This window comes from Agrobacterium sp. NPDC089420, from assembly GCF_044900305.1.
In the GTDB taxonomy this organism is placed as follows: domain Bacteria; phylum Pseudomonadota; class Alphaproteobacteria; order Rhizobiales; family Rhizobiaceae; genus Agrobacterium.
Map to the genome: position 1 here is coordinate 1 of NZ_JBJDMY010000033.1, position 24,035 is coordinate 24,035.

Below are 24,035 nucleotides of genomic sequence, written 5' to 3' on the forward strand. Positions count from 1 at the left end.
GCCGCTCTCTCTGTTTCGTGGTCTCAACACCACCTTTTTGGCACATTGCGATGCCGTTTGGGGAGGGCGGCAACCATCCCATCTACTTTGGCAGAATTGAATTTTCGCTTTGAAAGTGACGTCGACAGTGCGGACATCGGATCTGTGCTGTCGGTAGAGCAAGTGCGTTAATGACGGCTCTTCGCACTGCTGGCAAGGTCGGCTCAGGTGGCCCACGGCGAACATGTCGCTTCTTTTTTTCCCGCTTTGCAGTCTGTGACCTTTGGTGCTGAAGGGAGGGATAGGCGATCATCGTCATCAGGGTGTGCCGATGAAGTCCTTGCCATGATCGGCCTTCGAAGTGGTCAAGGCCAAGTTCCTCTTTCATCTGCTGATGCGCCTGCTCGCAAACCCATCGCGCCTTGATGGCGGCCACCAGCACTTTCAATGTCACATCGGCCGGCAAGTTGGACACGTGGTATTTGCGCTCGTCGTTCGATCGCTACTCGCCAGCCAGACTTCCTCGCCCGGCATGTGCTGCTGTCCTTTGTCGAGAAAGCACACTGAGTCAGGCGCAGGGAACCCTACTATTGCTTTGCTCTGCCGCAATAGGTTTTTCTTATGCCCCTCCTGGATTTGCTTGACCCGGCGACCAATCTCCTCAACTTTTTGGCATCAACAATATGGAGACAAAGATGGGTGATCGTATCGAATGGAGCCGTCAGGAAGACGTCGAACGCGTATGGCTAAAGGAAGAGGTGGAGTACACGCACCGGATTATCACTGATGCTCGACACGGGGCATCATTCTCCTTTCATATCACGACCTTCAGAGCGGACTTCGAACACACCGCCGTCGGCGATGGCATACACGAGAGTGTTCTATTTTGTCTCCAAGGTGGGTCGGAGCAAACACTTCCCGACGGGCGTAAGCACTCATTTCGGCCTGGGGATGCAATGTATCTACCCAAAAACTTCACCTATGAGCACAAGATTGGCAGCGGCGGTCTTGTGATGGCAGTTGCCTGTACTCCCTCTCGTTAGTCGATACGAGGGAGTAAGTCTGGCCCGCGTGCAGGTGAGTTGGCCAAACCAAGGCCATACCGTGCAACGACAGTAGCGCGTTCAAAACCACCACGGTGGAACCGGGAGGTGATTAATGAATCCGGTCGCCTTGTGCACCATCCCGCGTTGTTACAGTTTTTGCCGGTTTCCTACTTTTAAGCAAAAAACGTATACCGCGATATCGATAACAAATACCGGCCGCTTTGATGCACCTTCCATCTCGACAAGCACTGATATTAAGCCCAGTTTCATTTCAAGAGTCCCATATAACACGGGACCGGGGAACATAGAAAACTTCCGTGAGCCTGGCGATTCCACAAGTGTTGCCGTTCGCAGTGCTGTCACCACAGAGGATGTGGAAACATTAAACTGAAAAGGGGAGGGGTATGATGGCGAGACGTCTTGGAATCTGTGGAATAACCACAGGGGCCGTTGCACTATCGATGGCTATGCCGTGCTTAGCGTTGGAGTTTCGTGAAGCGCCGATGCTCGCCGAACAGGTTGCGGCTGGTACTTTGCCCCCGCTTTCAGAACGATTGCCTGAAAACCCAGAAGTGGTCACTCCTTTCGAGCGAATTGGTGCCTACGGCGGGCAGATGCAATTTGGCATGGTTGGACCTGACAACCAGTCTATCGAATTCTGGACGGGTCAGCAGAATCTGGTGCGCTATGATCCTTCTACCGACTATGCGACCGTGGTTCCCAATCTGGCAGAATCCTGGGATGTTGATGTGGAAGGTAAAGTTTACACCTTCCACCTGAGGCGTGGCGTTAAATGGTCGGATGGTACAACTTTCACGGCCAACGATATTGAGTTCTCGATGAATGACTTATTGTTGAACCCCAAATGGGTTGCGACACCAAGGGTCTATTTCTCTGGCGGAAAGCCGGTCAAATTCACAAAGATCGACGATTTCACTGTCGAGTTCTCCTTTGCTGAACCATTCGGCTTTTTTCCGGAATGGCTGGCAGATCGGACTTTTAGTGGCGTTGCCTTCTATCAAAAGGCCTATTGCTCTCAGTTTCATCCTGATTATGCAAGAAATATCGCAGACCAGTTGAAGGCAGCCAATCTCACAGATTGGCGTGATCTATTGCAGATGAAGTGCGGATCGCCGCCCACAACCTATACGAACCGGTTCGCTAATCCAAAGCGCCCGACGCTCGATCCCTGGATTATTACCTCTGGACTAGTCGGTGGTGCAACACAGGTTGAACTCGTCCGCAATCCCTACTTTTGGCAAGTCGATTCCGAAGGCAATCAACTTCCATACGTCGACCGCCTCGTGGGGACGATTTACTCTGATCCAGAAGCCCTGCTGCTCGGTGCGATTGCCGGTCGCATTGACTTTGGCATCAAGAATTTGGATGCCAACGCAAATCGTCCCGCGCTGGCGGTCAACGCTGAAAAAGGCGGATATGTTCTTCACGAGGTGACCTCGAATGGCGGCGCTGGATATGTCTTCCAGCTAAACCTTACCCACAAGGACCCAGAACTGCGTGAGCTTTTTAACAAGAAGGACTTCCGGGTGGCTTTGTCGGTAGCGCTTGACCGACAATCAATCATCGATACGGCTCTGCTTGGCGATGGATTCATTACCAACGAACCCTTCCAGCATAGCCCGTATTATCATGAGAGGTATGCAGGCCAATTCTTGGCGTATGATCCTGCTCAGGCCAATGCGCTGCTCGATAGTCTCGGTTACACCAAACGAAACGATGCAGGTATCCGTCTCCTCAATACCGGCCGGGCGATCAGGTTCAACATTGATGTTCCCGCAACTCCACCAACAATTGGCGACATCTTGGAAATCGCGGTACAGCAGTGGGCAGCCGTTGGTGTGAAGGTTGACATCACCGTTCCGGAGCAGTCCCTGATGTTCTCACGGATTAACGCCAATGACCACGATGCGGCGCTTTGGGAAGGATCAATGCTGGCCGGTGTTCCAGCGCGAATACCTGTGGGTATGGTTCCGATCTCGACTTCCAGTTGGTGGGGGGTGGCGTGGGTAAACTGGTATCTGAGTGGAGGTAAGGACGGGGAAGAACCTCCAGAAAACGTTAAGCAGCGCGTCGCTCTGTATGAAAAGGCGCATCACGCAATGACTGAGGAGGCTAGGGTCGCGATTTACAAGGAAATCGCCGACATTGCAGCAAACCAATTCGAAATATTCGCAATAACGAAGCATTCTTCGTTCTACGGGATACGCAAAGCGGCGCTCGGGAATATTCTGCCGACTACGCCGAAGACCTCGCAATACCCACAGTCGCTAATGCTGCCACAGACCTGGTACTGGACCAAGTAACAATTCCAACGATCTAGCTCGGGTCATTCGCCCCGGGGCAACGCGCTCAATCGGAGGAAGCATATGCTATTTATTTATGCGGTTAAGCGGATCCTTTGGGGGATTCCATTTCTGTTGGCAGTCTCTCTGATTGCTTTCGCGCTCATCCAGGCGCCACCGGGTGACTTCCTCACCACGGTCGAAATGCGCTTGGCCTATCAGGGCATCACCCTGGATGCCGCGACTATTGCCGATATGAGGGCCCAGTATGGTTTGGACCAATCCTTCTTGATACAGTACTGGAAGTGGATTTCTGGAGTCCTGCAAGGTGATTTCGGCTATTCGTTCTTCTGGCGCGAGCCGGTATGGAGCTTGATTGCTGAGCGTATGGCGCTGTCGGTCACGCTTGCTCTAGCCACACTTCTTGTTACCTGGGCGGTCGCTCTGCCGATCGGCATCTTCTCGGCGGTGCGCAAGTACTCACTTGGCGACTACCTAGTGACCTTCGTTGGTTTCGTCGGTCTCTCAGTGCCGAATTTTTTATTGGCACTCGGTCTGATGTATATCGCTGTCGTGTATCTCGGTAGTGACGTTAGCGGTCTTTTCTCTGCAGCTTATCAGAACGCACCGTGGTCATGGGGCAAATTCGTAGATCTCTTGGCGCATCTATGGATTCCTGTTCTCATCCTTGGGACCTCATCGACGGCGAGTTTAATTCGCATCATGCGGGCCAATCTGCTTGATGAGCTTTATCGCCCTTACGTCACGACAGCGCGGGCAAAAGGCTTGTCAGAGTTTAGGCTGCTTATGAAGTATCCGGTGAGACTGGCACTAAATCCGTTCGTGTCGACAATCGGTTGGGCCTTTCCCCAGCTTATCAGTGGGTCGATAATCACCTCTGTGGTGCTCTCTCTGCCTACTTCAGGTCCTCTCTTACTTGACGCCTTGCTGGCTCAAGACATGTATCTCGCTGGCGCTTTTATTTTGTTGCTGTGCGCGCTGTCCGTGATCGGGATGATTGTGTCTGACATCCTGCTTGCCATCATCGACCCTCGGATCAGGTACCTTAAATGAACGACATCCAGACTGTGTCTACCTTTGCCCCGATCGAACGAGCCGATGCTGAAGCGTCGCAAGGTCGATTGATTTTCAAGGCGCTGCGGCGTCACAAACTGGCCATGCTGGGTGGCATTGTCGTCGTAATTCTTTATTTCGTTGCTCTTTTTTGCGAGTTTCTTGCACCTTTCAATCCTGAGGAAGCTAGGTCCTCTGCGGTCTTCCATCCTCCGCAGGCACTACATTTCATTGATTTTGACGACGATGGGGGGTGGGCCATAAAGCCACATGTTCGGGCGATGAAGCTGACAAGGGACAAACTTACTCTTGCGACGACCTTCGTCCCCCATACGGAACAAAAAATCTACTTATCTTTCTTCGGTAAGGGAACGCAGTACAAGCTTTGGAACCTGATTCCGCTAGATCGGCATCTGCTGGTCAGCTCGGACCCATCGAAGCGTTTCTACCTGCTGGGAGCTGACCGATTGGGCCGAGATGTGCTGAGTCGGCTGGCACACGGCACCCGTGTCTCTATGTCCATTGGCCTGGTGGGAGTGGGCGTGAGTTTGGTGCTCGGCCTGATCTTGGGTGGGATTTCGGGATACGTTGGAGGAATAGTCGATGGCGTTATCCAACGCGTTGTTGAGCTGATCATGTCGTTGCCAACCATTCCCCTTTGGCTAGGCTTAGGGGCGGCGTTGCCGATGGATTGGTCGCCCACCACCCGCTACTTCGCTATCACGGTAATCCTATCTTTGATCGGCTGGCCAGAATTGGCACGTGTGGTGCGCGGTCGATTTCTGGCACTACGAACCGAGGACTTCGTGATAGCCGCGAAACTCGATGGTGGCGGTCCGCAGCGAGTTATCTTTCGGCATATGATGCCGTCGATGGTCAGTCACATCATCGCCTCCGTGACTTTGGCCATCCCGGGGATGCTGATCGCGGAAACGGCGCTATCGTTCCTCGGCCTAGGGCTAACGCCTCCTACCATCTCGTGGGGAGTACTTCTCAAAGAGGCGCAGAACATCTCAACAATGGCGCAAGCACCTTGGTTGTTTTTACCGGCCATCGCCGTTTCGATTGCCGTGCTGGCGCTCAATTTTTTCGGAGATGGTCTTCGCGACGCTGCCGACCCATACGCGCAAGGGAGTCATTGATGTCTTGTCTCGACAAGCCAGTACTTGAAGTTAAGGGGTTAACGACCGAGTTTCCGACACCCAATGGAGCTTTTCATGCTGTCAACGATGTGAGCATCACATTGTATCCCGGAAAGACCCTTTGCATCGTCGGGGAGAGCGGCAGTGGCAAAAGTGTCCTGTCGAAGTCGATAATGCAGATTGTCGATCGACCAGGACGAATTTCTGCCGGACAAGTACTGCTTCACCGCGATACTGGCACGATTGATATCGCTACGCTCAATGATCGTGGCGGTGCCATTCGATCGATCAGAGGCAAAGATGTCGCCATGATCTTCCAGGAACCGATGTCATCACTATCGCCTGTTCATACAATCGGTGAGCAGATAGGTGAGGTGCTACGCCTGCACGAGAGGATGAGCCGAAAGCAGGCTCGGCAGAGGACGATTGAATTACTTCGGCAGGTCGAGATTCCGAATCCTGAAGTATCAATTGATCGATACCCTTTCGAGTATTCTGGTGGAATGAGACAGCGGGCAGTGATTGCCATGGCGTTAGCCTGCAATCCAGCGATACTGATAGCAGACGAGCCAACCACGGCACTGGATCTGACTATCCAGGCGGAAATTCTCGCGCTTATCAAATCACTGCAGGAGAAGCGCAATATGGCGGTTCTCTTTATCACCCACGACATGTCGGTCGTCGCTGAGATTGCCGATGAAATAGTCGTGATGCGACTGGGGAAAGTTGTTGAAAGTGGTTGTGTTTTCGACGTGTTCGAAAATCCACGTCATGACTATACGAAGTCACTCCTCAATGCTGTCCGAGGATTAGATAGACCCTCTCCCCGCCGTTTGGCGATGCGGGATGCTCGGCCGATTGGAGAACCTATTCTGGTGGCGCGATCCGTGACCAAAGCTTTTGGTCCAAAAGCAACGCGGTTCAATCGGAACCCTACTCAATTCCTTGCAGTTGATGCCGTCGATCTAGACCTAATGTCTGGTGAAAACCTCGGCATCGTTGGTGAGAGTGGATCAGGAAAGACAACACTGGGGCGCTGCCTTCAGCGCGTTTACGACCCGTCGGCAGGAAGTATTCTTTATCAGAGTTCTACCGATGGTCAGATCGAACTTGTCGGTATGCGTGAGCGCGATCTGCGAAAGCCATGGCGAGACATTCGAACCGTGTTCCAAGACCCTTTTGGCTCCCTCAATCCTCGCATGACTATCGGCCAGATTGTTGCAGAACCATTGTTGGTTGCAGGCGATATGACTGAGCAGGCGATACGAGGTCGGGTCTGTGAATTACTCGACATGGTGGGGCTCCCTTCATCAGCTATGTCGCGCTACCCGCATGCGTTTTCGGGAGGACAGCGCCAGAGGGTGAGTGTGGCAAGAGCGATAGCACCAAAGCCCCGGGTTATCATCGCCGACGAAGCCACTTCTGCGCTGGATGTGAATCTAAGAACGCAGATTCTGGATCTGATGCTGGAACTGCAGCAGCAGTTGGGACTCAGTTACGTCCTCATCAGCCACGACATCGCTGTGGTCAGGTATTTCTGCGACCGAACCGCAGTCATGCATAGGGGGAAAATGGTTGAGATTGGACCTACCGAGGCTATTTGTAGCAATCCTGTTCACCCATACACACAATCTCTACTATCAGCAGTGCTGATTGCTGACCCGCGTCAGCGCGGTAACAGGGTACGTACCCGATACATGCCAGAAGTAGCAACGCCCAGGTAAAAGGGATGTCGCTATAGAGATTTCCAATCCCACGACCATACAGCTTGCGCAGCACCATTACACAGATCACATTTCCGGTATCAATGGAGAACAATGATGACCAATGCCGCACCCAAAACCACGTCGATCACACTCGTAGACTCGACCAACTTCAGCGAGATTCCGAGTTTTCGTCTTGCCGACTATCTCGAACTAGGTACAAAGATTGGTAGATGCCGCGTGACCTACGTTGGCCCAAATTTCCTTAAGCATTTTGGCGAAGTCGAGGAGCAGGACATCCCAGCACTTGCGCTGAAGAGTCATACACTCAATGCGTGGGCGTTGGATGAAAACGTCGCTGGCCAGTTGGGTATTGAGGAGCAAGAAGACACGTATCTTGCACACATGATCCAGGTTCTCAAACTCGGGGAAGCGGGGCCTGGAATTTTCAATGGTTATTCGAACGTACACTATAAACGATCGCCCAAAGACGGCCGTCTGTGGACGCCGCACTGGTATATGCGCGGTGATCGTCTCGGTTTTGGTGCTCTTCCGTTCGGGGACGTTGTGGGTTGGGAAATTGGGGACCGCTTTTTTCGATTCTAGTCCAACCAGATAAGGAGCAATCGAATACTGGGAATGCCTGAAGCAGTGCCCTTCCGAAATTTTAGGAAGGGCACTATAAGCCCGATGCCCAAATATGTTCGCTGCAAACGATGACCCGAAAATCCATCAGTATGATCGCCATTGGCGCGTCTGCGGCAATACTGACAAAAAGCAAACCCAGATACACAAGCGAATCGCGATCGTTCGCATTCGCGTCTCTCCCCCGGTTTCATTCCTCCAGCGCATAAATTGAAGCTGCAAGGGCAATCCCCCCGCAAAGCCTGCACGGGCATTCCACGTGAGGCGTTGCGGCAACACTTAAGTATGTTCGTGGGGCGGGAATAGACTGCCCGCCCCACGCGTCTTTGGGATGACATGCGGATGCTGAATGCACCTGTTAGTCAGGCACAAGACGATGGCGACATGGCGCCGACACGCTGCACCTTATCGATGGAAACCTCCGGCCGAACCGCCGATCCCGTGGTCATGTGCTTCCGAGGCCGCGCTGCTTGCGCGATCATGTGCCTCGGAGGCTGCACTGCTTGCACGATCATGTGCTTCGGAGGCCGCGCTGTTTGCACGATCATGAGCCTCTGAAGCGGCACTGCCCGCCCGGTCGTGAGCCTGTGAGGCCGCGCTGCTTGCTCGGTCATGCGCCTGCGCCGCATCGTTTCTCGCTTGCGAAGCACGGTTCCCGGCGTCAGCACGTTGCGCAGAAAGACCATCACGTTCATGCTGCAGATTGTCTTTTGCCGTCTGTACTGTCTGTTCGTCGGGATGCTTCGGCCGTACGTGGTGACGGTCGGAAGCCATGGCGGTCGTGCCGAGAAAACTCAGAATAAGGCCTGCGATGATCGTATATTTACCTGATGTTCTCATTGGAACCTCCTGTGTTATCGAAGAATTCGCCGGAGCGAATGTGAACTTCACGCTGCGGAGATTTTCCCGCCGCACCAACCTTATGACACCTGCAAATATTTCTGTGGGTGTCGTGTTGTTAAGAGATGTTTCGCGTGGCCATAGACCAGCCACAATTCGTCAAGGCAGTATCGAGTTGGAACCGCAACAGGCAGGAGCATGATGTCATCCGGCACCAGCATAGTAGTTGGACGATAGGAGAAGACCGCTCGAAGACGCCGCTTTCTCATCCTGCTTCTTCAGATGGATTTTATTTTTTACGTATTCCAGGCGAAGACCCGTCACGTGCGGTCGCCGTTTGCCGAACTCAGTGTCTGATGCGATGAATCTAAGTCTTTGATTTTAATATGGACGCGGAGATGGAAAATGGACAATCATTCTGCCAGCACGCTCTGCAAGAAAGTCACAATTTGATGTTTTCCCTACGAGGCTCTTTCCCGGCGAAACAAATGGAGGGCATTGACTTGGTTCAGCAATCTGGATCGCATCAACAGATTAACATCCTTGTAGTCGAAGACGACCATGAAATAGCGCAGATGTTGTTGGCTATGCTCGGGGACGCGGGATACCAAGTGACATCCGCAATGTCCGGCGTCGAAATGGACCAAGCGCTACAGGAGCGTGAATTTAATCTCATTCTCCTTGACGCAATGCTGCCTGACGAAGACGGTTTTAGTATCTGCCGCCGCGTTCGTGACAGGCTTACAATCCCGATCCTCATGCTGACTTCCCTTAACGAAGACATTGACAGAATTCTGGGATTGGAACTCGGTGCTGACGACTATGTTACCAAGCCATTCAATTCCCGTGAACTTCTCGCCAGAATCAAGAGTTTACTCCGTCGCTCGTCTTACGGAGCCGCGGCGAAACAAAACTTGGTGAAACTGGGCTTTCTGGGTTGGGAAATTGATACAGTCAAACGCCAAGTTCTGGATCCGGAAGGCTTCGAAGTCTCCATGACGACAGCCGAATTTGATGTTTTGCTGGCGTTTTGTAACAATGCGGGCCAAGTTCTGACGCGAGAACAACTGCTGTCGATGACGCATGCGGGTTTGGCCGGGCCGTTTCAGCGAAGTGTGGACGTCCACGTCAGCAGACTTCGCCAGAAGATCGAACCCGATGCAGCAGAGCCTTCACTCATAAAAACCGTCAGACTGGGTGGCTATCTCTTCACCCCGACCGTAGAGAAGGTATCGTGAAAAGAAGCTCCTTTTGGCCGTCGTCAATGACAATGCAAATATTTCTGCTGTCAGCCGTTCCTCTCCTTATTCTAACGCTGTCCGCGGTATTGGCTGTGTTTTTTTCCGATGTTAAGCGCGAAAGAATGGAGTGGGCAAATGTCACATCCGCCCAGCTACTTCTTCTTGCTGACGGGGTTCGTGCCGCCGGCTCGGATGAAGAGCGCGACGCGGCCTTTGAAGCGATTACACGTGCCGGCTTTTCGGCATCGCTTCGTGACGGGGCGCAGAGTGATGCTCCTCCCGGCTTTACAAGGCCCGGTGACGCGCGTGAACATCTTGGTGGTATCCTCTCCAACCTGGCGTCCCAAAATGCTGGTGCCCGGATGCCCAGTCTCGAGGTAACTATCGTTCTCGATAAATCCCGCTGGCTTGTTTTCGAGGTTCCGGCACCTAGTATGCCGGCTTCTTACTGGGTTGGCCTGAGGATTGACCTTTTTTGGATCGGTCTGATGGTGGCCCCAGTCCTCGCTCTATCGTTGTATACGAGTTTTACAATTACCCGGCGGCTGGCCGACTTTTCGCGTACTGTTCAAAAGGCAAGTTTGGACGACGGTGCTTCGGATATTTTTGTCACAGGCAACACTTCGGAACTGCTTAATCTTGCAGATTCATTCAATACGATGCGAGCGAGAGTAAACAGGGTCGTTGAGCAGCGAGCAGAGATGCTGCGCGCGATGGGGCATGATCTCAGGACACCTCTGACCAGATTGCGAATGAGAATTGAATGTTGTGCCGATACCGATCTACAGCGGCGGATGCTTGGCGACCTCGACACTGTCACGGCGATGATTGATGACAGCATGAGCTATCTTAAGGATATGGCGTTGGAAGGCGGCCTTGCCCACAAAGCGGATTTAAGTAGCCTCTTGCAAACAGTCGTTGCAGGATTCGCTGATATGGGGGTATCCGTCTCTTTCTCAGGTCCCGCAAGATTGCCTTTGCTTTGCAAGTCGCAGTTGCTGGCACGGGCCGTTTCAAACCTTATCGACAACGCTACGCGTTATGCCGACATTATCGAAGTACTGCTTATCCAAGAATCTTCGGGTGAGATCATAATCACCGTCAATGACGACGGGCCTGGGATCGCAAATGATATGAAACTGAAACTAATGGAGCCCTTTTTTAAACGGGGCCAAGTCCGTGATCATGGGGGTGTAGGGTTCGGTCTGGCGATCGCACATGGCGTAGCGAGACTTCATGGAGGTGCACTAAGTCTGCATGACCGACATCCACACGGTTTAAGTGCTAGATTGATGGTTAGATCGTTGAGCGCAGTGCAAGGGAAAAGCGCAGACGACGTTTCTCTCTCATAGGAAGGACAAAGTTTCTGGAAGGTACCGCTATCCGGGGCGCTGATTTGAATTTGTTTGGGTTCAGGTATTCTGCGACAGTCGTATGCCGGTAATTTATCTGTTCATCAGAGCCTTCACGCGTGGCGTCTCGTAACTTCTCAACATGCACTCTTTTCGAGCGGAAAGAATGCTGCAGATCTTTTTCATAACCTCATGGGCTAAACCTTGGACTGCTAAGTCTGCGAGCAGCGCTTGCGCTTCTTTTTCGATGGTGTTTGCCATATCCGCGACATAACCAACAAGAAAACGCTGTGCGCCTTGTGTTTGCGGAACGAGGGTTAGCCAATGTTCCAGTGCGATGACATCGCGAACGGAATACTCCTCCATCATAACGGAAGTTTTTTTGTGGAGTAGCGGATGGACGGCAGTGCATATTAAATCATAAAAGGGCGCGAGATCCGGCGCTGCCCCTCTGTATAACAGCGCGTAATCTTTACCATGTGCTCCAGAATTACCAATAAGGTAGTTGAAGACTAGCCCACGTATAAATTTCAATCGGTCGGCTGCGGGTCTTGCACAAACCTGATCTATTAACCGGAAAGACTGTTCGACGTTGGGGCCACCGTCGATTTCGTGCTTGCGCTCTGGCGGTATTCCGAGCGCTTGACAGAAATCTTCCTGATGAACGCGCAATATTGTACCATTTGAAGTCTGAAAGCGGTCGTAGCGCTCAATTAAAAGAAACCTCTCCACTCCAGTGTATCGTAACTCCACATGCGGAACCTGAAGCTTGAGCCGGGCGGCGAGCTGGAGGCAAAAGAATTCGTTCTCCAGTATGCCGTTGGATGCACCGTCATCAATCTTCAGAATATGGGTCGTTGGGTGACCGTTTCGTGCCAATGCTATTGCATCGCCGTCGATAAGAACCGGCAACTTTTCCTGCGTCCCGGCCAACGAAAGACGAATCCCCTCTTTGCACGCTAATAACGGGGAAGTCCGCAGCCGCTCGATCACATAGTGTAATCCCTTGGTACTGAGATTCTCTATGATTTTTTGTTGCTCTACGCCCGGCTCTTCGCCAGAGGGATATATTCCTATGGCGCCAGCACACTCGCGGCCGATTTCCTTCAGAAGGCCAAATGTATCTCCTGCGGAAACACCTAGAATATCTGCAAGCCGTCGCCGAGCGTTGCCATCGGGGAGGAGACCGGAAAAGAAGGATCGCACAACCTCGCCACCGAAGCGCTCTGCGCGTAACGGCATTGAATGAGAAATATTGCACGCCCTGTTGCCGGAAAGATAGCTTTCATCATACGAAAAATCGAGCTCACCCCTCTCACTCTGTCGGAGTGAGCCGGCTTTCGCGTCCTGAAAATAAACATCGAGCTGATTTTTCAAAGACTGGTGCCTTGACGACTATCGACAAAGATATGGAGGCCCAAGGCGCTGGCTATTCGAAATGCCCGCCCGATTTCACAGCTTTCTTTGCCAGCTTCAAGCTCACGTAAAAAGCGCACGCCAACGCCTGTCAAAGCAGCGAGTTGCTCCTGGGTTAATCCCTGCGCTTTTCGCTCTTGGTGAAGCAGTCTTCCAAGATGGGCAATGCTCACTATCTCAAACATTGTGATATCTTTCGGCGTTCATGTATCCACTGCGGGATGGAATTGAAATAAAGGTACCGTTCGGGATATTTATCCGGAACCGATAAAAAGTTAAATAGTCATGTCAAAAAAATTGCCGAGCTCAGAATAAGGAGCGTGTCGGTCATGATGAAATATACGCGTCCCAGCAACGAACATGCCATATATTTGAACCACCACGTAGACGGCATATTCATTCGACATTCACGAGCTGACATGGAAAACCGAAATGGAAAGCATAACCATCGCGTTGATTTTGTTGCTGGCCGTGGTGATAAGCGCAACGATTGCCAGGTTACTTCCCATCCCCGTACCGCCACCTCTAATCCAGATCGCATTGGGCGCGACGATCGCAGCATTCACGGAAAACCACATCACGCTACAGCCCGAGGTGTTTTTTCTTTTTTTTCTGCCCCCGCTTCTTTTCCTCGATGGTTGGCAAATCCCGAAAGAAGGGCTTTTTCGAGATAAATGGACAATTCTAGAGCTGGTCTTGGGGCTGGTTCTTTTTACCGTCGTCGGGGTCGGTTTTTTCATCAACTGGTTGATACCGTCCATGCCATTGGCTGTCGCATTTGCTTTGGCCGCAATTATTTCACCCACCGATCCCATTGCTATTTCTGCAATATCTGCGCGTGTTCCCGTACCAAAGCGATTAATGCATATTCTGGAAGGCGAATCTCTTTTGAACGACGCTTCCGGTCTTGTTTGCATGCGCTTTGCCGTGGTTGCGATGTTGACCGGTTCATTTTCCTTACCCTATGCCATTGCTACTTTTCTCTGGTTGGTAATCGGCGGCGTTTTTATTGGCGTAGTCATCACGTTCACCGTAACGCGGATTAATGACTATGCGTCGCGCAGGCTGGGTGAAGAAACAGGATCGCAGATTCTGATCAGTGTGCTTATTCCGTTTGCAGCATATATTCTCGCGGAACATTTTCACTGCTCCGGAATTCTTGCTGCTGTCTCGGCAGGTGTCACGATGAGCTATGCCGAGCAAAGGGGGCATTCCATGGCAGTTACCCGAGTCAGGCGTGTTGCCGTCTGGGATACCATTCGCTTCACTCTGAACGGTGTGATTTTCGTGCTTTTGGGGGAGCAGCTCCCGAATATCGTCTCAGGCGCGGCAGAGGTTGTGCGGGAGACTGGCCATCACGAACCGATCTGGCTGATCGTCTATGTTGTCGCCATCAACGCCGCTCTGGCGGGCTTACGACTTGCGTGGGTCTGGGTTTCCTTGCGCTTTACCCTTTTTCGAGCCGCCAAGAGGGGACTGACGGTTGCTACCCCTGATTGGCGACTTGTAGTGACGACTTCGGTGGCCGGCGTGCGAGGAGCAATCACCCTTGCTGGTATTTTGACGCTGCCGTTGTTCATGGAAGACGGCACGTTGTTTCCCGCGCGTGATCTGGCAGTCTTTCTGGCGGCGGGCGTGATCATAACCTCTCTTGTTATTGCCAGTCTCAGCTTGCCTTTTCTTCTTCAGAAACTGGAACTACCTCCAGAATCCAAACATCAAAAAGAAGAGGACACAGCGCGTCTTGAAGCGGCCGAAGAGGCCATCAAGGCAGTTCAGCGCATGCTGCACGATATCGGTCCAGATTCACAGGACGCGGGGATATATGTCGATGTGGGCACTCGCGTGATGGAGGCATATCGTCGACGTCTGGAGGGCTACAGATTGATGGGAGATGAAGTCGAAAAAGTAGAAACTATGGAAACGGTTGGGCGCCGCATGATGTTGGCCGCTATAGGCGCGGAGCGTGACACAATATTCAGACTGGCGCGTGCACGACAAATTTCCGACGATGTTTCTCGCAAACTTGTCCACGAGATCGATCTTTTTGAGGCGCGTTGGCGAACTTGAGCCCAAGCGGACCTTCCTAGGAGAAAATTGTCTATCTTTGCGTTTCGGTTCTGATGGTCGTGCGCTGATCCATCATGGTTGAAATGATGAGCAGGCGAGATTGTTTTTGGAAAAATTTCGAGGGAAATCTGATGTCCCACTCAACCGCATCCCCTAAGTCCTCTCCTTGTGAACTTCATTATAAGAGCAGAATATCTCGGCTGAAAGGATATCGTATTATGGATAAGTGGATTGTCACTTTTGTCGTCTTGATTCTTAGCCCTTTGGGGGTGCAGGCGACGCCAATGTGCATAAGAACAACGCTTTCTTTACAAAAGATACTTGCTGCAGCCTCCCTTCCTCCTGCCGACGTGCCACGCCCGGCAGCCGTTGTTCACACTGAAGGAACACTTCCACATGCAGGAATCTACGATCAATCGGTCGAGGCACAGCGAGATTTGGACTACATGCGTGATCTCGCCATAGCGTGGCAGGCGGCACGAGATGAGGCATCGTTGAAGCGCCTTGCTATCTACCTCGACGCGTGGACAGAGGTCTATCGGCTGAGTTTCAATCCAATTGACGAAACCCGCTTCGATGGCCTCATCGAGGCTTATAGATTAACCGCGAAGGATTTGCCACAGCCAACCGTTCAGCGCATCCGACGCTTTCTCTATGCGATGGGGAACGGCTACTTGATGCAGATGGAACGGCACAATCCTTATACCGTAAATGGTTGGAGCAATAATTGGCAAAGCCACCGGATCAAGTTGGTAACACTTGCAGCTCAGGCGCTGGGTGATGAAAAAATGTTCGCCAGCGCACGCTCAGCTTTCATTACGCAGCTAGGGATTAACATGAAACCGGACGGCGAAGTCGCGGACTTTAGGGAGCGAGACGCGCTTCATTACGTCGTCTATGATCTCGAGCCCTTGATCCGCGCTGCCCTTGCAGCCAAAAACAACGGAGAAGACTGGCTAAACCTTCCAGGTCACAACGGCCAGACATTATTGGCGGGATTGGACTGGCTGCTGCCCTATGCCGAAGGCAAACGTGCGCATACTGAGTTTGTCAACTCTTCTGTCAACTTTGACGCGGAACGTGCCCATGCTGGACTGAAAGGATATTCCGGCACATGGCCCCCCTATACTGCTTCATCACTGTATTGGTCGGCGAGTATGCTGGATATGCGCTATCTGACCATCGCAAAATCGTTAGCTTCGATGCCGCCAAATTGGATCTGGGCATATGGAAAGCCGTGTGAGTAACAGGCATGAGCTGCCTTTGCGTCACAACCGAACAGTTTCGCCTCTCCGGGCCACTTTGACGACCTCGAAAGAGGTGAACTGTGACGTCGTGATGGGGAAAGGTGCTCTGGGACCCGGAGTGGATTGGCATGAAATGGAGGCTATCGCCAAGCGCAGAGGCTGTCCCTCACTCACCTTCAATCTCACTGCCGGAGATACAGATCAACGTGAGGGTATTGAGGAAACGTGCTCACGGCTATTCCAAACACCTTGAGTTCGGCGATATCAATACGCAGGCTCTCACGTCTGATACGAGAGAACCTACGCCCGCAATTGTAACTGCACGAAGCGGGAAGCCTGAACAGCCCCTAGTATCAGGAGTCGAAACCGAGATACTAACCCTCCTTGATGAAACTTGCTTCCCGCGCCTTCGACGGAGGCACTTTATTCCACGGCGAGAGTTTCACCGACCAAGGTGAAGGGACTGGAAATGGTCGCCCCTATGCCATTGAATACAAATGCTCCCGCGTGCATCAGGCTTCTACTTGGATCCGCCTTGCCCAGATGCCTTCGATCTGCATAAACAGCGGCCAAAGTTACAAACCGATCATGCTTGAAATCGTCTGATGCATCCAGGCTGGAAATATCGACCACGGCGATATTCGATTCCTTTGCAATCTTGCGAATACGTGGGTCATTTATGTTGAGCCCGCCCAACCGGTCATTTTCCCCGGCTACACGCTTGGATAATCTGAGCGCCCTGTCGTCTGCCGATATGAGGACGGTCAACGCCTTGCGAAGCGGACCTATCACACGCATCTGCGCCTCGAACACGTCAACATCGATGTCAGGGGACGCAAGCAGAACATGCAATCGATCAAGGACGTCATTTCGTCCGCTCAGCCGTAGTTGTCGCATCGCCTCCACTGTAAGCCAAGCCCCCATAGAATGGGCGTAGACAACGATATCTCCCACGCGCCGCTCCCGAGCGAGCGATGTCAGCATCTTCGCGAGATTGTCACGCGAATAATTTGCCGAATCCTTGTCTGCAAGGTAACCCGAAACGGTTGCTTGGGAAGGCCAGGAAAAAAGGACCGCGGCACCTTTGTACTTGCCGTCGATAACCATTTGCGCCTGCCGGAAGAGGGCCTCCTGAAATGTATAATTGTAACCGTGCACGAAGACGGCAACATCTCGCTTACCTCCGCCTTGAGATTTCACGATCTGATGCAAAAAGGCCTTTTCATCCAGTGCTCGCTCATTGAGCACAGCCACTTCCTTGGTGGGATCCGGGCGACCTTTCGACCATTCAATCTCACCGGGTTTTCGGCCAGGCGGAAAAGAAATCGCAAACTCGGCGTAGTTTGTTTGTGCGGAACGCTCACTCGTAAAACGATTAGTCCCATCCTTTTCCCGTTTTCGGGTTGTGGCCGCATACACGGTTACGACCTCAGCACCCGTTGCTGATGAGCCAACAGGATCCAGAATGTCAGAGCCCGGCCGCGAAGCACATCCACTGATCAGTACGGCAAAGACTGCGACAATTGGAAAACGCACTACTTTCAAGGCAGGCCAACCTGCACGCCAAAAGTTGCGGGAAGGGAACAGCCTCACAATACGCTTAGGATTACAGGCCATATCGAAGATCAATTCCGATGAGAGAACATTGCCCGCCAAACACTAGTCAGCTCTTTTTGGGTTGCTGAAACGATTATTGCATTAAAAATGCTAACCCACATTGTCCACAAAACTGGATTTAAGTCAACTTAGTTGATACAAGCCAAACGGCATTTCCAACATGATCCCAAAAGAGGGCCAACCAAAATGGCTAGAAAAAAAGTGACCCGCGGTGAAGGCGAGACTCGCAAGCGGATACTCGATGTCGCAATCAGACACTTCTCCAAAGCTTCATATGATGAAGTCGCATTGCGAAGCATCGCGGCAGACGTGGATGTAGACGTCTCTTATGTACATCACTCCTTTGGCTCCAAGGAGCGGCTATTTCTCGAAGCTTTGAGTGCCGCCGGCGCAGATCCCGATTTTGCGAATGTAAACAGAGCCGAACTCACCAGATTTCTGGCGAAAAGATCAGTTCAAAGAAAACGCTCCCGGACCTCCGATGATGTCGATCCACTGCTTCTACTTGTACGGTCACTTACCAGCCAAAAGACAAGCCAGGCCATCGCAGAACGCCTTGAACACACGAGAATCGAGCCCCTCCGTGAGAAACTCGAAGATGCGGAACCGTTCAGGGCCGGCTTGGTTATTTCTTTATTGATCGGGTTTAGCGTATTGCAAAATCTATTGCAGTTACCGGCAGTTACCGAAATCGATCCGGATGAAGCGGAAGCGTTAATCGCGGACGCGCTGGAGGGTATCCTTCACTCTACGAAACGATAAGGAGCGCTCCGGAGAATGAACCTGCGTTTCCCGCAAATCGCCCAGCTACCAACGCTGGACTAAATACCACACATTGGAATGTTTGATGCGTCGAACGAAAGAAGAAGCCGAGCGGACGAGAGCTTCGATATTGCTTTCGGCAGAAAGTACATTTTTAAAAAATGGCTTTGCCGAGACAACATTGGCTCAGATCGCAGAGGGAGCAAACCTGACCCGGGGAGCAGTCCATTGGCACTTCGATGACAAGGCCGCCATATTTTCAGCGTTGGTTTTTGAAAGCCTGGAGGGATATTCGTGGAGAAAATTCATGCTACCGGCTTTTGTATACTCCGGGGAAAACGCGCTGTCAGACATTCAGTCACAATTGCTCAACTGGCTTATCGATCTTGGGAACGATGCCTCTTGCAGAAGACGCATAGCCCTTTTACTCCGAGCCAGACATGAGAATGCGCTTGTCCAGACCATTCAAAAAATCGAGATCGAACATAATACACGTTCCGCCCTCATGCTACAGTCGTTTCGCAGGGCAGAAACCCTGGGAGAATTCGTTCCCTGTTGGGACGGCACAACTGCATTTCGTGCCGTTACCTGGGCCTTGAAAGGTCTTTCAACAGAGTGGGCTCTCAACGCCAGCACGGAACTCGCGTCGGAGGCGAGGGGCCTTCTCGTTCCTCTATTCCAGTCTTTTAGCGGATCCGCACTGAAGGTAGCCTTGCGAGAATAACGCCGACTTCCTACTCTGATGTCAACCTATTGTGCACAGTTTTGGCAGCTGGGACTAGTCATTACCGAGCTTTCCGTCGTCACCTTAGTCGCGCCAGTTCTTCACTTGCAATGAGTCGCTGCCCAGTTTTATATGCTCAACACATATAATTTGAGCGAGCGATTTGGTTCTGTTGGTAGCGCAATCGACTGGCAAAGGGGGCTGAGAATGAGCGCTGCGTCACTAAGGGCGGCAATTCCGCTTTCGATATTTACGGCTGTGGGATTATTGGCGACAGATTTATATCTGCCTGCAGTCCCATCTCTACCCGCTGAAATAGGAGGTACTGTTCCGCAAGCGCAGGCAACACTGGCTGTATTCCTGGCTAGCCTTGCGCTGTCGCAACTACTCTGGGGCGTGGCCGCCGATCGGTTCGGTGCGAAATCAGTCCTCAAGCTCGCGATCGGACTCCAGATCGTGGCGGGGATGGCCTGCGCGGTCGCGCCCTCGATGACAGCACTGATCGTCGGCAGGGCTTTTCAAGGATTGGGGGTTGGCGCAGCAACCGTTGTCGTTCCTTCTTTGATACGCCAGCAATTCAGCGATCGCGATACGGTTCGTGCGATGTCATGGCTAGGCATCGCAGAGGGTCTGATCCCCGCTATCGGGCCAATCGTCGGGACGGCACTGTTGAGCGTGGCCGATTGGCGCGCCAGCTTTTGGATCGTCGCTGTTATGGCACTCGTGTTGACGCCATTTGCATTGAGGTCCGTTCCCGAGGATGCGCGCAATCAGAGCAAGGGCACCTCTCTTGGTTATACGATGTTGCTGCGTGATCGCGCTTACTTGGGGTACGCTCTCGGGCACGCACTGTGCTTTGCGGCACTTTTGACTTTTGTAGCTAGCGCGCCGCAAATCGTTCAAGTCTGGCTTCGCAGCGAACCGCAGATGTTCGCTATTCTTCAGGCCCTCGGTGTATCCGCCTTCGCTGTCTCTGCCTGGCAGAGTGGTCGGCTCACCGACTCGTTTGGCATTGATCGGTTAATTGCCGCAGGGGTCACCCTGCAAGTCCTCGCCACGGCTGCGATGCTCGGCCTCGCTTTTGCAGAATATCGATCAGCGACCGCGCTAATTGCAACATGGGTTCTCTTTTGTGGCGCCTTAGGGCTCCGGGGACCGGCGACGATGGCGCGCGCGCTCGACGTCGCACCGGAGTTGGTCGGGCGGGCGTCCGGCCTCCTTATGTTTCTCGCGCTCGGACTCGCCGCAGGTGGAACGCAAGTTGTCGCACCATTCTTGGTTGGTGGCTTGCTGCCCGTAGCGGTGATCTCGGTCGGATACACGTTGGCAAGCGCCGTAATTATCCTGACGGGGCAGCATTTTCGGGCTAAAAACAAACAACGTCAGATTTTGCGCTCGTTTGAGGGGTGATGGCTATGGGTGGCGGAGCAGACTCAGAGACGCTCCTCGGTACGCTTTCAATTTTGATCGCTGACAGGATCACTGCTAGCTTTCGTGAGCTCGGAGTATCCTTAACTGAAGCGGCCACTCTACTTTGCATCCACGAACATCCCGGCGTGAACATCAGGCACGTCGCTCAGACCGCAGATGTATCTCACTCCGCTGCGGTTAGGTCCGTCGACCGCCTCGTGGAACGCAAGCTTGTGAACCGTTGTGTATCTCCGACAGATCAGCGGGCAGTGGAATTGACATGCTCCTCGTCGGGAAAAGCATTAAGCCACCAGTTATTTGTCGCACGCCGGGAAGCTGCACACGCATCTACGGCCAGATTGAACGTGCAGCAGAGAGCGGTTTTCACCAACTTCGTTGACTTGATGCTTGAGGGGCTTGCGGAGCAGCGATCCGAAGCATGGCGCTTATGTCGTTTTTGCGACCGTAGCGTCTGTCCGATTTCTGCCTGTCCCATAGGCCGTTGCGTGCGCATCGAAGACACAGGCAGCCGATGAGTTCAGGTCGATAAACTACGTGCCATCGGGGCATCCCACCCATGCGGCAGAAGCTCCCCTATCACATCCCGAAACATGATCAGGATTGTGGAGCTAGTTCCTCCAACCAACGATTTATCTGATCTGCAGTTGCGGTAACCCCACCGCAAACGATTATCAACGGGGCTCTAAAGTCTTGAAGCGCACGTGAACGCTGAGCGTTATAGGCCAGAGCAAGGGAGGCACCGCAGGCAGGCTCAACCAGAACGCGATGGTCGTTGAGAAAGCGCTTGCACGCATTCACTGCGTCCCAATCGGAAACTACGTGACTGTAAACGGGATACGAACGCGCCAAACGGAACGCATGATCTGAAACCCTGCTCGCGCCAAGTGAACTCGCAATGCTTGTAATCGCTGGCAACGTTGTGTTTTCTCCAGCAATCAATGACTGTGCTAGGCTATCGGTTCCTCTTGTTTCAACGGCAACCACGGGAACATCCATACGCCCGTTTTGCCGCAGACCTTCGACTACACCGGACAATAATCCGCCACCCCCTACCGAGAGGACGACACAGTCAAAGTCGACATTGTCTCTGACTACTTCATCAATCAGAGTTGAATGCCCCTTCCACAAGAGGGGGTCGTCGAAGGGGTGGATAAAAGCAGCATCTTCTGAAACCAACGTCAGGGCGTGCTCGTTCGCCTCCGACCACACGTTTCCCTGTACGATGACTTTGGCACCTTCCTGAACAAGCAGATCCTTTGCCCGTTCTGAAGTCGATGTCGGAACGACGACCGTCGCTGGCACTCCGAGACACCGTGCGGCGTAGGCTACAGCCAAGCCTGCATTGCCTCCAGATGAGGAAACAAAGCGTTTCTTACCGCATTTGAGGTGATGTTCGCAGGCAAAGCCAATCCCGCGGATCTTGAATGAGCCGGAAGGCTGAAGGGCATCAAATTTCAACCAAATGGTTTTATTGCTGGCAATGCTGAGCGGCCGGGAGCTAAGAAGTGGTGTATTCGTGTGTAACGCCATGACTTGTTCATACTCTGGGTTGTGCGGTGTAAATTTTGCTTCGCGACTCTCCACTCAACGTAGACAGAAGATTGTTTCCTGTCGAAGTGCTGAATAGATCAAAACGCCACTTATTCAGAGCCGCTTTCCAAAGCTTGTAGTTTGCTTGGTGACCTGCCCAAAACATCATAAGGTCTTGCGGAAACTTATTCTTCTCACCGCATCACCCGCCGAAGCTTCTCAATATGCTCCTTGCAGAGCAACTCGATCGAGACTTGAAGCTCAGCCGCCCTCTCCTGAAGCCAGGCAAGCGCCTCCCAGCTAATCTCGAAATGTTTCGAATAACGCGCCTTGACATAGGCTTCGTTGAGAATGTTGTACCATGCGGTAAAGCGCTGCTGGTCGCGAGGCCAGATATCGACGAGACGGCGGTCACGATCCTCCGAAAGTCCACGCAGGAATTTCAGATTGTGTGAGGGAGGAGAATAGTTGGTCAGTGTCAGAAGGTAGCAGGAGTAAGCAGTCTCGACTGCCTGATGGAGCAGGAAAACGGCTTTCTTGTCCATATTTTTTCCAGAAGAGATCTGGGCGAGTTCGAGAAACTCATTTGCACTTCGCATTTCCCGCTGAAAATGCTCCTCCGCCACCCTAAGCGCATCTTCTGGGCTGAGCGGCTTCGGTTCGGCCAGCGGCCGGTCATCGAATTCATGGAGGATGATACCCTCGCGGGCGAGATCGACAAAGAAATACTGGCCGTCATGCAGGAAGTTGCTGATCTCTCTGGCGCCATGCACGATCAGGCCGATGGGTGTTTTAATCTCCTTGTCCCACATCAGCCGGTCGGTCGCCTTGTCCCAATATTTCGGATCGGCCAGTTCCTTGTTGCTGACGATGACGAGGATGTCGAAATCCGAACGATAGCCTTTTGACGTATGCGGCTCGTCGACAAACGTGCCACGGGCATAGGAACCGAACAGGATAATCTTGTAGATCCGCCCGTCCTTCTTGGCATCAGACTTCGCGCGCGCGACAATGCCTGCGAACTCTTCATGGATGATCCGGACCACCCTTTCCAGTTCGCGCTGCTTAACCTGCGGCAGATGTCCGATATCCGTTTTCATGGCCTCACCATCGATTCTTCTAGACAGATACTCTAGCCGCGATCGGCAGGCTATTGCTACTCCACATTGTTGCAGAGGAGGGTGCGGGGTCGGGTGCTTGCGCAGATATTGGGCGTTCTGTGCTCGCTGTTCCTTTGAACCGCACCGGGTTTGCCGGAGACCTGTTAGGTTAAGTTATGCGGCCATGGCTGGCAGGTCCAGCATGGTGTAGTATCGTTCTTCTGCCTCTGCTGGCGGAATATTCCCGATGGGTTCCAGAAGACGGCGGTGGTTGAACCAATCGACCCATTCGAGCGTGGCGAACTCCACGGCTTCGAAGTTGCGCCACGGTCCCCGTCGATGGATGACTTCGGCCTTGTAAAGACCGTTGATCGTTTCGGCGAGAGCGTTGTCGTAACTGTCGCCGACACTCCCGACGGACGGCTCTATGCCCGCCTCGGCCAGCCGTTCGGAATAGCGAATTGACACGTATTGCGAGCCGCGGTCGGAATGATGAACCAGCCCGCCCCGTTTGACGGGTCGCCGGTCATGAAGTGCTTGGTCGAGGGCATCGAGCACAAAGCCCGCATGGGCAGTCCGGCTCGCCCGCCAACCGACGATACGGCGTGCGAAGGCATCAATGACGAAGGCCACGTAAACGAAGCCCTGCCAGGTCGCGACATAGGTGAAATCGGATAACCACAGCATGTTCGGCGCTGGAGCGAAGAACTGTCGGTTCACCCGGTCTAGTGGACATGGAGCGGACTTGTCCGACACGGTGGTTTTGATCGGCTTGCCGCGAATGACGCCTTGAAGCCCCATCATTCTCATGAG

General features: G+C 52.8%; 21 protein-coding genes and 1 pseudogene. 14 read left to right on the top strand and 8 right to left on the bottom strand.

The genetic code is table 11. The features are described 5' to 3' along the window. Nucleotides 1-82: 82 nt before the first annotated feature. Nucleotides 83-531, bottom strand: a pseudogene (locus tag ACI2KA_RS25650) (transposase); the annotation flags it as partial. A 143-nt stretch (nt 532-674) separates the two neighbouring features. Here ACI2KA_RS25650 and ACI2KA_RS25655 point away from each other — a divergent pair. The 6 genes from ACI2KA_RS25655 to ACI2KA_RS25680 all read left to right on the top strand — a co-directional run bounded on the left by ACI2KA_RS25655 (nt 675) and on the right by ACI2KA_RS25680 (nt 7,853). Next, nucleotides 675-1,022: a hypothetical protein gene (locus ACI2KA_RS25655; RefSeq protein WP_404505265.1), complete on the top strand. Its 348-nt coding sequence runs from the start codon at nt 675-677 to the stop codon at nt 1,020-1,022. 410 nt (nt 1,023-1,432) lie between these two features. After that, the gene (locus tag ACI2KA_RS25660) at nt 1,433-3,349 is read left to right on the top strand and encodes an ABC transporter substrate-binding protein (RefSeq protein WP_404505266.1); all 1,917 of its coding nucleotides are present in this window, start codon (nt 1,433-1,435) and stop codon (nt 3,347-3,349) included. Nucleotides 3,350-3,412: 63 nt separating this feature from the next. Further along, nucleotides 3,413-4,402, top strand: coding sequence for an ABC transporter permease (locus ACI2KA_RS25665; protein WP_404505267.1), 990 nt, complete (start codon nt 3,413-3,415; stop codon nt 4,400-4,402). Continuing rightward, the gene (locus tag ACI2KA_RS25670; protein ID WP_404505268.1) at nt 4,399-5,544 is read left to right on the top strand and encodes an ABC transporter permease; all 1,146 of its coding nucleotides are present in this window, start codon (nt 4,399-4,401) and stop codon (nt 5,542-5,544) included. The genes ACI2KA_RS25665 and ACI2KA_RS25670 overlap by 4 nt, the downstream gene beginning before the upstream one ends. Beyond that, on the top strand, nt 5,544-7,268 hold the full coding sequence (locus tag ACI2KA_RS25675; RefSeq protein ID WP_404505269.1) for an ABC transporter ATP-binding protein: 1,725 nt from the start codon (nt 5,544-5,546) through the stop codon (nt 7,266-7,268). The genes ACI2KA_RS25670 and ACI2KA_RS25675 overlap by 1 nt, the downstream gene beginning before the upstream one ends. 96 nt (nt 7,269-7,364) lie before the next feature. Next, nucleotides 7,365-7,853: a hypothetical protein gene (locus ACI2KA_RS25680; protein WP_404505271.1), complete on the top strand. Its 489-nt coding sequence runs from the start codon at nt 7,365-7,367 to the stop codon at nt 7,851-7,853. Between the two features lie 444 nt (nt 7,854-8,297). Here ACI2KA_RS25680 and ACI2KA_RS25685 read toward each other — a convergent pair whose 3' ends face one another. Next, nucleotides 8,298-8,732, bottom strand: a complete 435-nt coding sequence (locus tag ACI2KA_RS25685; RefSeq protein ID WP_404505272.1) for a hypothetical protein — start codon at nt 8,730-8,732, stop codon at nt 8,298-8,300. Between the two features lie 488 nt (nt 8,733-9,220). Between ACI2KA_RS25685 and ACI2KA_RS25690 the strand changes: the two genes are divergently transcribed. Next, nucleotides 9,221-9,970 (top strand): response regulator, encoded by a 750-nt coding sequence (locus tag ACI2KA_RS25690; RefSeq protein ID WP_404505285.1) that lies wholly within the window; start codon nt 9,221-9,223, stop codon nt 9,968-9,970. Next, the gene (locus ACI2KA_RS25695; protein WP_404505273.1) at nt 9,967-11,325 is read left to right on the top strand and encodes a sensor histidine kinase; all 1,359 of its coding nucleotides are present in this window, start codon (nt 9,967-9,969) and stop codon (nt 11,323-11,325) included. The genes ACI2KA_RS25690 and ACI2KA_RS25695 overlap by 4 nt, the downstream gene beginning before the upstream one ends. Before the next feature lie 93 nt (nt 11,326-11,418). Here the strand turns inward: ACI2KA_RS25695 and ACI2KA_RS25700 are convergent, their stop codons facing one another. Continuing rightward, nucleotides 11,419-12,702, bottom strand: a complete 1,284-nt coding sequence (locus tag ACI2KA_RS25700) for a type II toxin-antitoxin system HipA family toxin (protein WP_404505274.1) — start codon at nt 12,700-12,702, stop codon at nt 11,419-11,421. Beyond that, a complete protein-coding gene (locus ACI2KA_RS25705) occupies nt 12,699-12,926 on the bottom strand; it encodes a helix-turn-helix domain-containing protein (protein ID WP_404505275.1) in 228 nt (75 codons plus the stop codon). Before ACI2KA_RS25705 ends, ACI2KA_RS25700 begins: the two co-directional genes overlap by 4 nt. Nucleotides 12,927-13,173: 247 nt before the next feature. Between ACI2KA_RS25705 and ACI2KA_RS25710 the strand changes: the two genes are divergently transcribed. Both ACI2KA_RS25710 and ACI2KA_RS25715 read left to right on the top strand, forming a co-directional pair. Then, nucleotides 13,174-14,811 carry a Na+/H+ antiporter gene (locus tag ACI2KA_RS25710; RefSeq protein ID WP_404505276.1) on the top strand — a complete coding sequence of 546 codons (1,638 nt, stop codon included), beginning with the start codon at nt 13,174-13,176 and terminating at the stop codon, nt 14,809-14,811. Nucleotides 14,812-15,029: 218 nt separating this feature from the next. Then, nucleotides 15,030-16,058, top strand: a complete 1,029-nt coding sequence (locus tag ACI2KA_RS25715; RefSeq protein WP_404505277.1) for an alginate lyase family protein — start codon at nt 15,030-15,032, stop codon at nt 16,056-16,058. 423 nt (nt 16,059-16,481) lie between these two features. Here the strand turns inward: ACI2KA_RS25715 and ACI2KA_RS25720 are convergent, their stop codons facing one another. Beyond that, complete coding sequence (locus tag ACI2KA_RS25720; RefSeq protein ID WP_404505286.1) at nt 16,482-17,594, bottom strand: alpha/beta hydrolase; 1,113 nt, start codon at nt 17,592-17,594, stop codon at nt 16,482-16,484. A 267-nt stretch (nt 17,595-17,861) separates the two neighbouring features. Between ACI2KA_RS25720 and ACI2KA_RS25725 the strand changes: the two genes are divergently transcribed. The 4 genes from ACI2KA_RS25725 (at nt 17,862) to ACI2KA_RS25740 (ending at nt 21,107) form a co-directional block, all read left to right on the top strand. Further along, nucleotides 17,862-18,437, top strand: a complete 576-nt coding sequence (locus ACI2KA_RS25725; RefSeq protein ID WP_404505278.1) for a TetR family transcriptional regulator — start codon at nt 17,862-17,864, stop codon at nt 18,435-18,437. 85 nt (nt 18,438-18,522) lie between these two features. Then, a complete protein-coding gene (locus ACI2KA_RS25730; protein ID WP_404505279.1) occupies nt 18,523-19,161 on the top strand; it encodes a TetR family transcriptional regulator in 639 nt (212 codons plus the stop codon). Nucleotides 19,162-19,368: 207 nt separating this feature from the next. Further along, the gene (locus ACI2KA_RS25735) at nt 19,369-20,571 is read left to right on the top strand and encodes an MFS transporter (protein ID WP_404505280.1); all 1,203 of its coding nucleotides are present in this window, start codon (nt 19,369-19,371) and stop codon (nt 20,569-20,571) included. Nucleotides 20,572-20,576: 5 nt separating this feature from the next. Beyond that, nucleotides 20,577-21,107 (top strand): MarR family winged helix-turn-helix transcriptional regulator, encoded by a 531-nt coding sequence (locus tag ACI2KA_RS25740; protein ID WP_404505281.1) that lies wholly within the window; start codon nt 20,577-20,579, stop codon nt 21,105-21,107. 79 nt (nt 21,108-21,186) lie between these two features. Here ACI2KA_RS25740 and ACI2KA_RS25745 read toward each other — a convergent pair whose 3' ends face one another. The 3 genes from ACI2KA_RS25745 to ACI2KA_RS25755 all read right to left on the bottom strand — a co-directional run. After that, a complete protein-coding gene (locus tag ACI2KA_RS25745) occupies nt 21,187-22,122 on the bottom strand; it encodes a pyridoxal-phosphate dependent enzyme (protein WP_404505282.1) in 936 nt (311 codons plus the stop codon). 194 nt (nt 22,123-22,316) lie between these two features. Then, nucleotides 22,317-23,222 (bottom strand): nucleotidyltransferase and HEPN domain-containing protein, encoded by a 906-nt coding sequence (locus ACI2KA_RS25750; protein WP_404505283.1) that lies wholly within the window; start codon nt 23,220-23,222, stop codon nt 22,317-22,319. Nucleotides 23,223-23,396: 174 nt separating this feature from the next. Further along, a partial coding sequence (locus ACI2KA_RS25755) for an IS3 family transposase (RefSeq protein ID WP_404505284.1) occupies nt 23,397-24,035 on the bottom strand: 639 nt, incomplete at its 5' end.

What these genes read in the sequence shown, in the direction of transcription:
- ACI2KA_RS25660 (WP_404505266.1), top strand. Translation starts at nt 1,433, where the DNA reads ATGGCGAGACGTCTTGGAATCTGTGGAATAACCACAGGGGCCGTTGCA.
- ACI2KA_RS25690 (WP_404505285.1), top strand. Translation starts at nt 9,221, where the DNA reads ATGGAGGGCATTGACTTGGTTCAGCAATCTGGATCGCATCAACAGATT.
- ACI2KA_RS25750 (WP_404505283.1), bottom strand. Translation starts at nt 23,222, where the DNA reads ATGAAAACGGATATCGGACATCTGCCGCAGGTTAAGCAGCGCGAACTG.
- ACI2KA_RS25675 (WP_404505269.1), top strand. Translation starts at nt 5,544, where the DNA reads ATGTCTTGTCTCGACAAGCCAGTACTTGAAGTTAAGGGGTTAACGACC.
- ACI2KA_RS25705 (WP_404505275.1), bottom strand. Translation starts at nt 12,926, where the DNA reads ATGTTTGAGATAGTGAGCATTGCCCATCTTGGAAGACTGCTTCACCAA.
- ACI2KA_RS25685 (WP_404505272.1), bottom strand. Translation starts at nt 8,732, where the DNA reads ATGAGAACATCAGGTAAATATACGATCATCGCAGGCCTTATTCTGAGT.
- ACI2KA_RS25665 (WP_404505267.1), top strand. Translation starts at nt 3,413, where the DNA reads ATGCTATTTATTTATGCGGTTAAGCGGATCCTTTGGGGGATTCCATTT.
- ACI2KA_RS25745 (WP_404505282.1), bottom strand. Translation starts at nt 22,122, where the DNA reads ATGGCGTTACACACGAATACACCACTTCTTAGCTCCCGGCCGCTCAGC.
- ACI2KA_RS25725 (WP_404505278.1), top strand. Translation starts at nt 17,862, where the DNA reads ATGGCTAGAAAAAAAGTGACCCGCGGTGAAGGCGAGACTCGCAAGCGG.
- ACI2KA_RS25680 (WP_404505271.1), top strand. Translation starts at nt 7,365, where the DNA reads ATGACCAATGCCGCACCCAAAACCACGTCGATCACACTCGTAGACTCG.
- ACI2KA_RS25655 (WP_404505265.1), top strand. Translation starts at nt 675, where the DNA reads ATGGGTGATCGTATCGAATGGAGCCGTCAGGAAGACGTCGAACGCGTA.
- ACI2KA_RS25735 (WP_404505280.1), top strand. Translation starts at nt 19,369, where the DNA reads ATGAGCGCTGCGTCACTAAGGGCGGCAATTCCGCTTTCGATATTTACG.
- ACI2KA_RS25670 (WP_404505268.1), top strand. Translation starts at nt 4,399, where the DNA reads ATGAACGACATCCAGACTGTGTCTACCTTTGCCCCGATCGAACGAGCC.
- ACI2KA_RS25715 (WP_404505277.1), top strand. Translation starts at nt 15,030, where the DNA reads ATGGATAAGTGGATTGTCACTTTTGTCGTCTTGATTCTTAGCCCTTTG.
- ACI2KA_RS25740 (WP_404505281.1), top strand. Translation starts at nt 20,577, where the DNA reads ATGGGTGGCGGAGCAGACTCAGAGACGCTCCTCGGTACGCTTTCAATT.
- ACI2KA_RS25710 (WP_404505276.1), top strand. Translation starts at nt 13,174, where the DNA reads ATGGAAAGCATAACCATCGCGTTGATTTTGTTGCTGGCCGTGGTGATA.
- ACI2KA_RS25730 (WP_404505279.1), top strand. Translation starts at nt 18,523, where the DNA reads ATGCGTCGAACGAAAGAAGAAGCCGAGCGGACGAGAGCTTCGATATTG.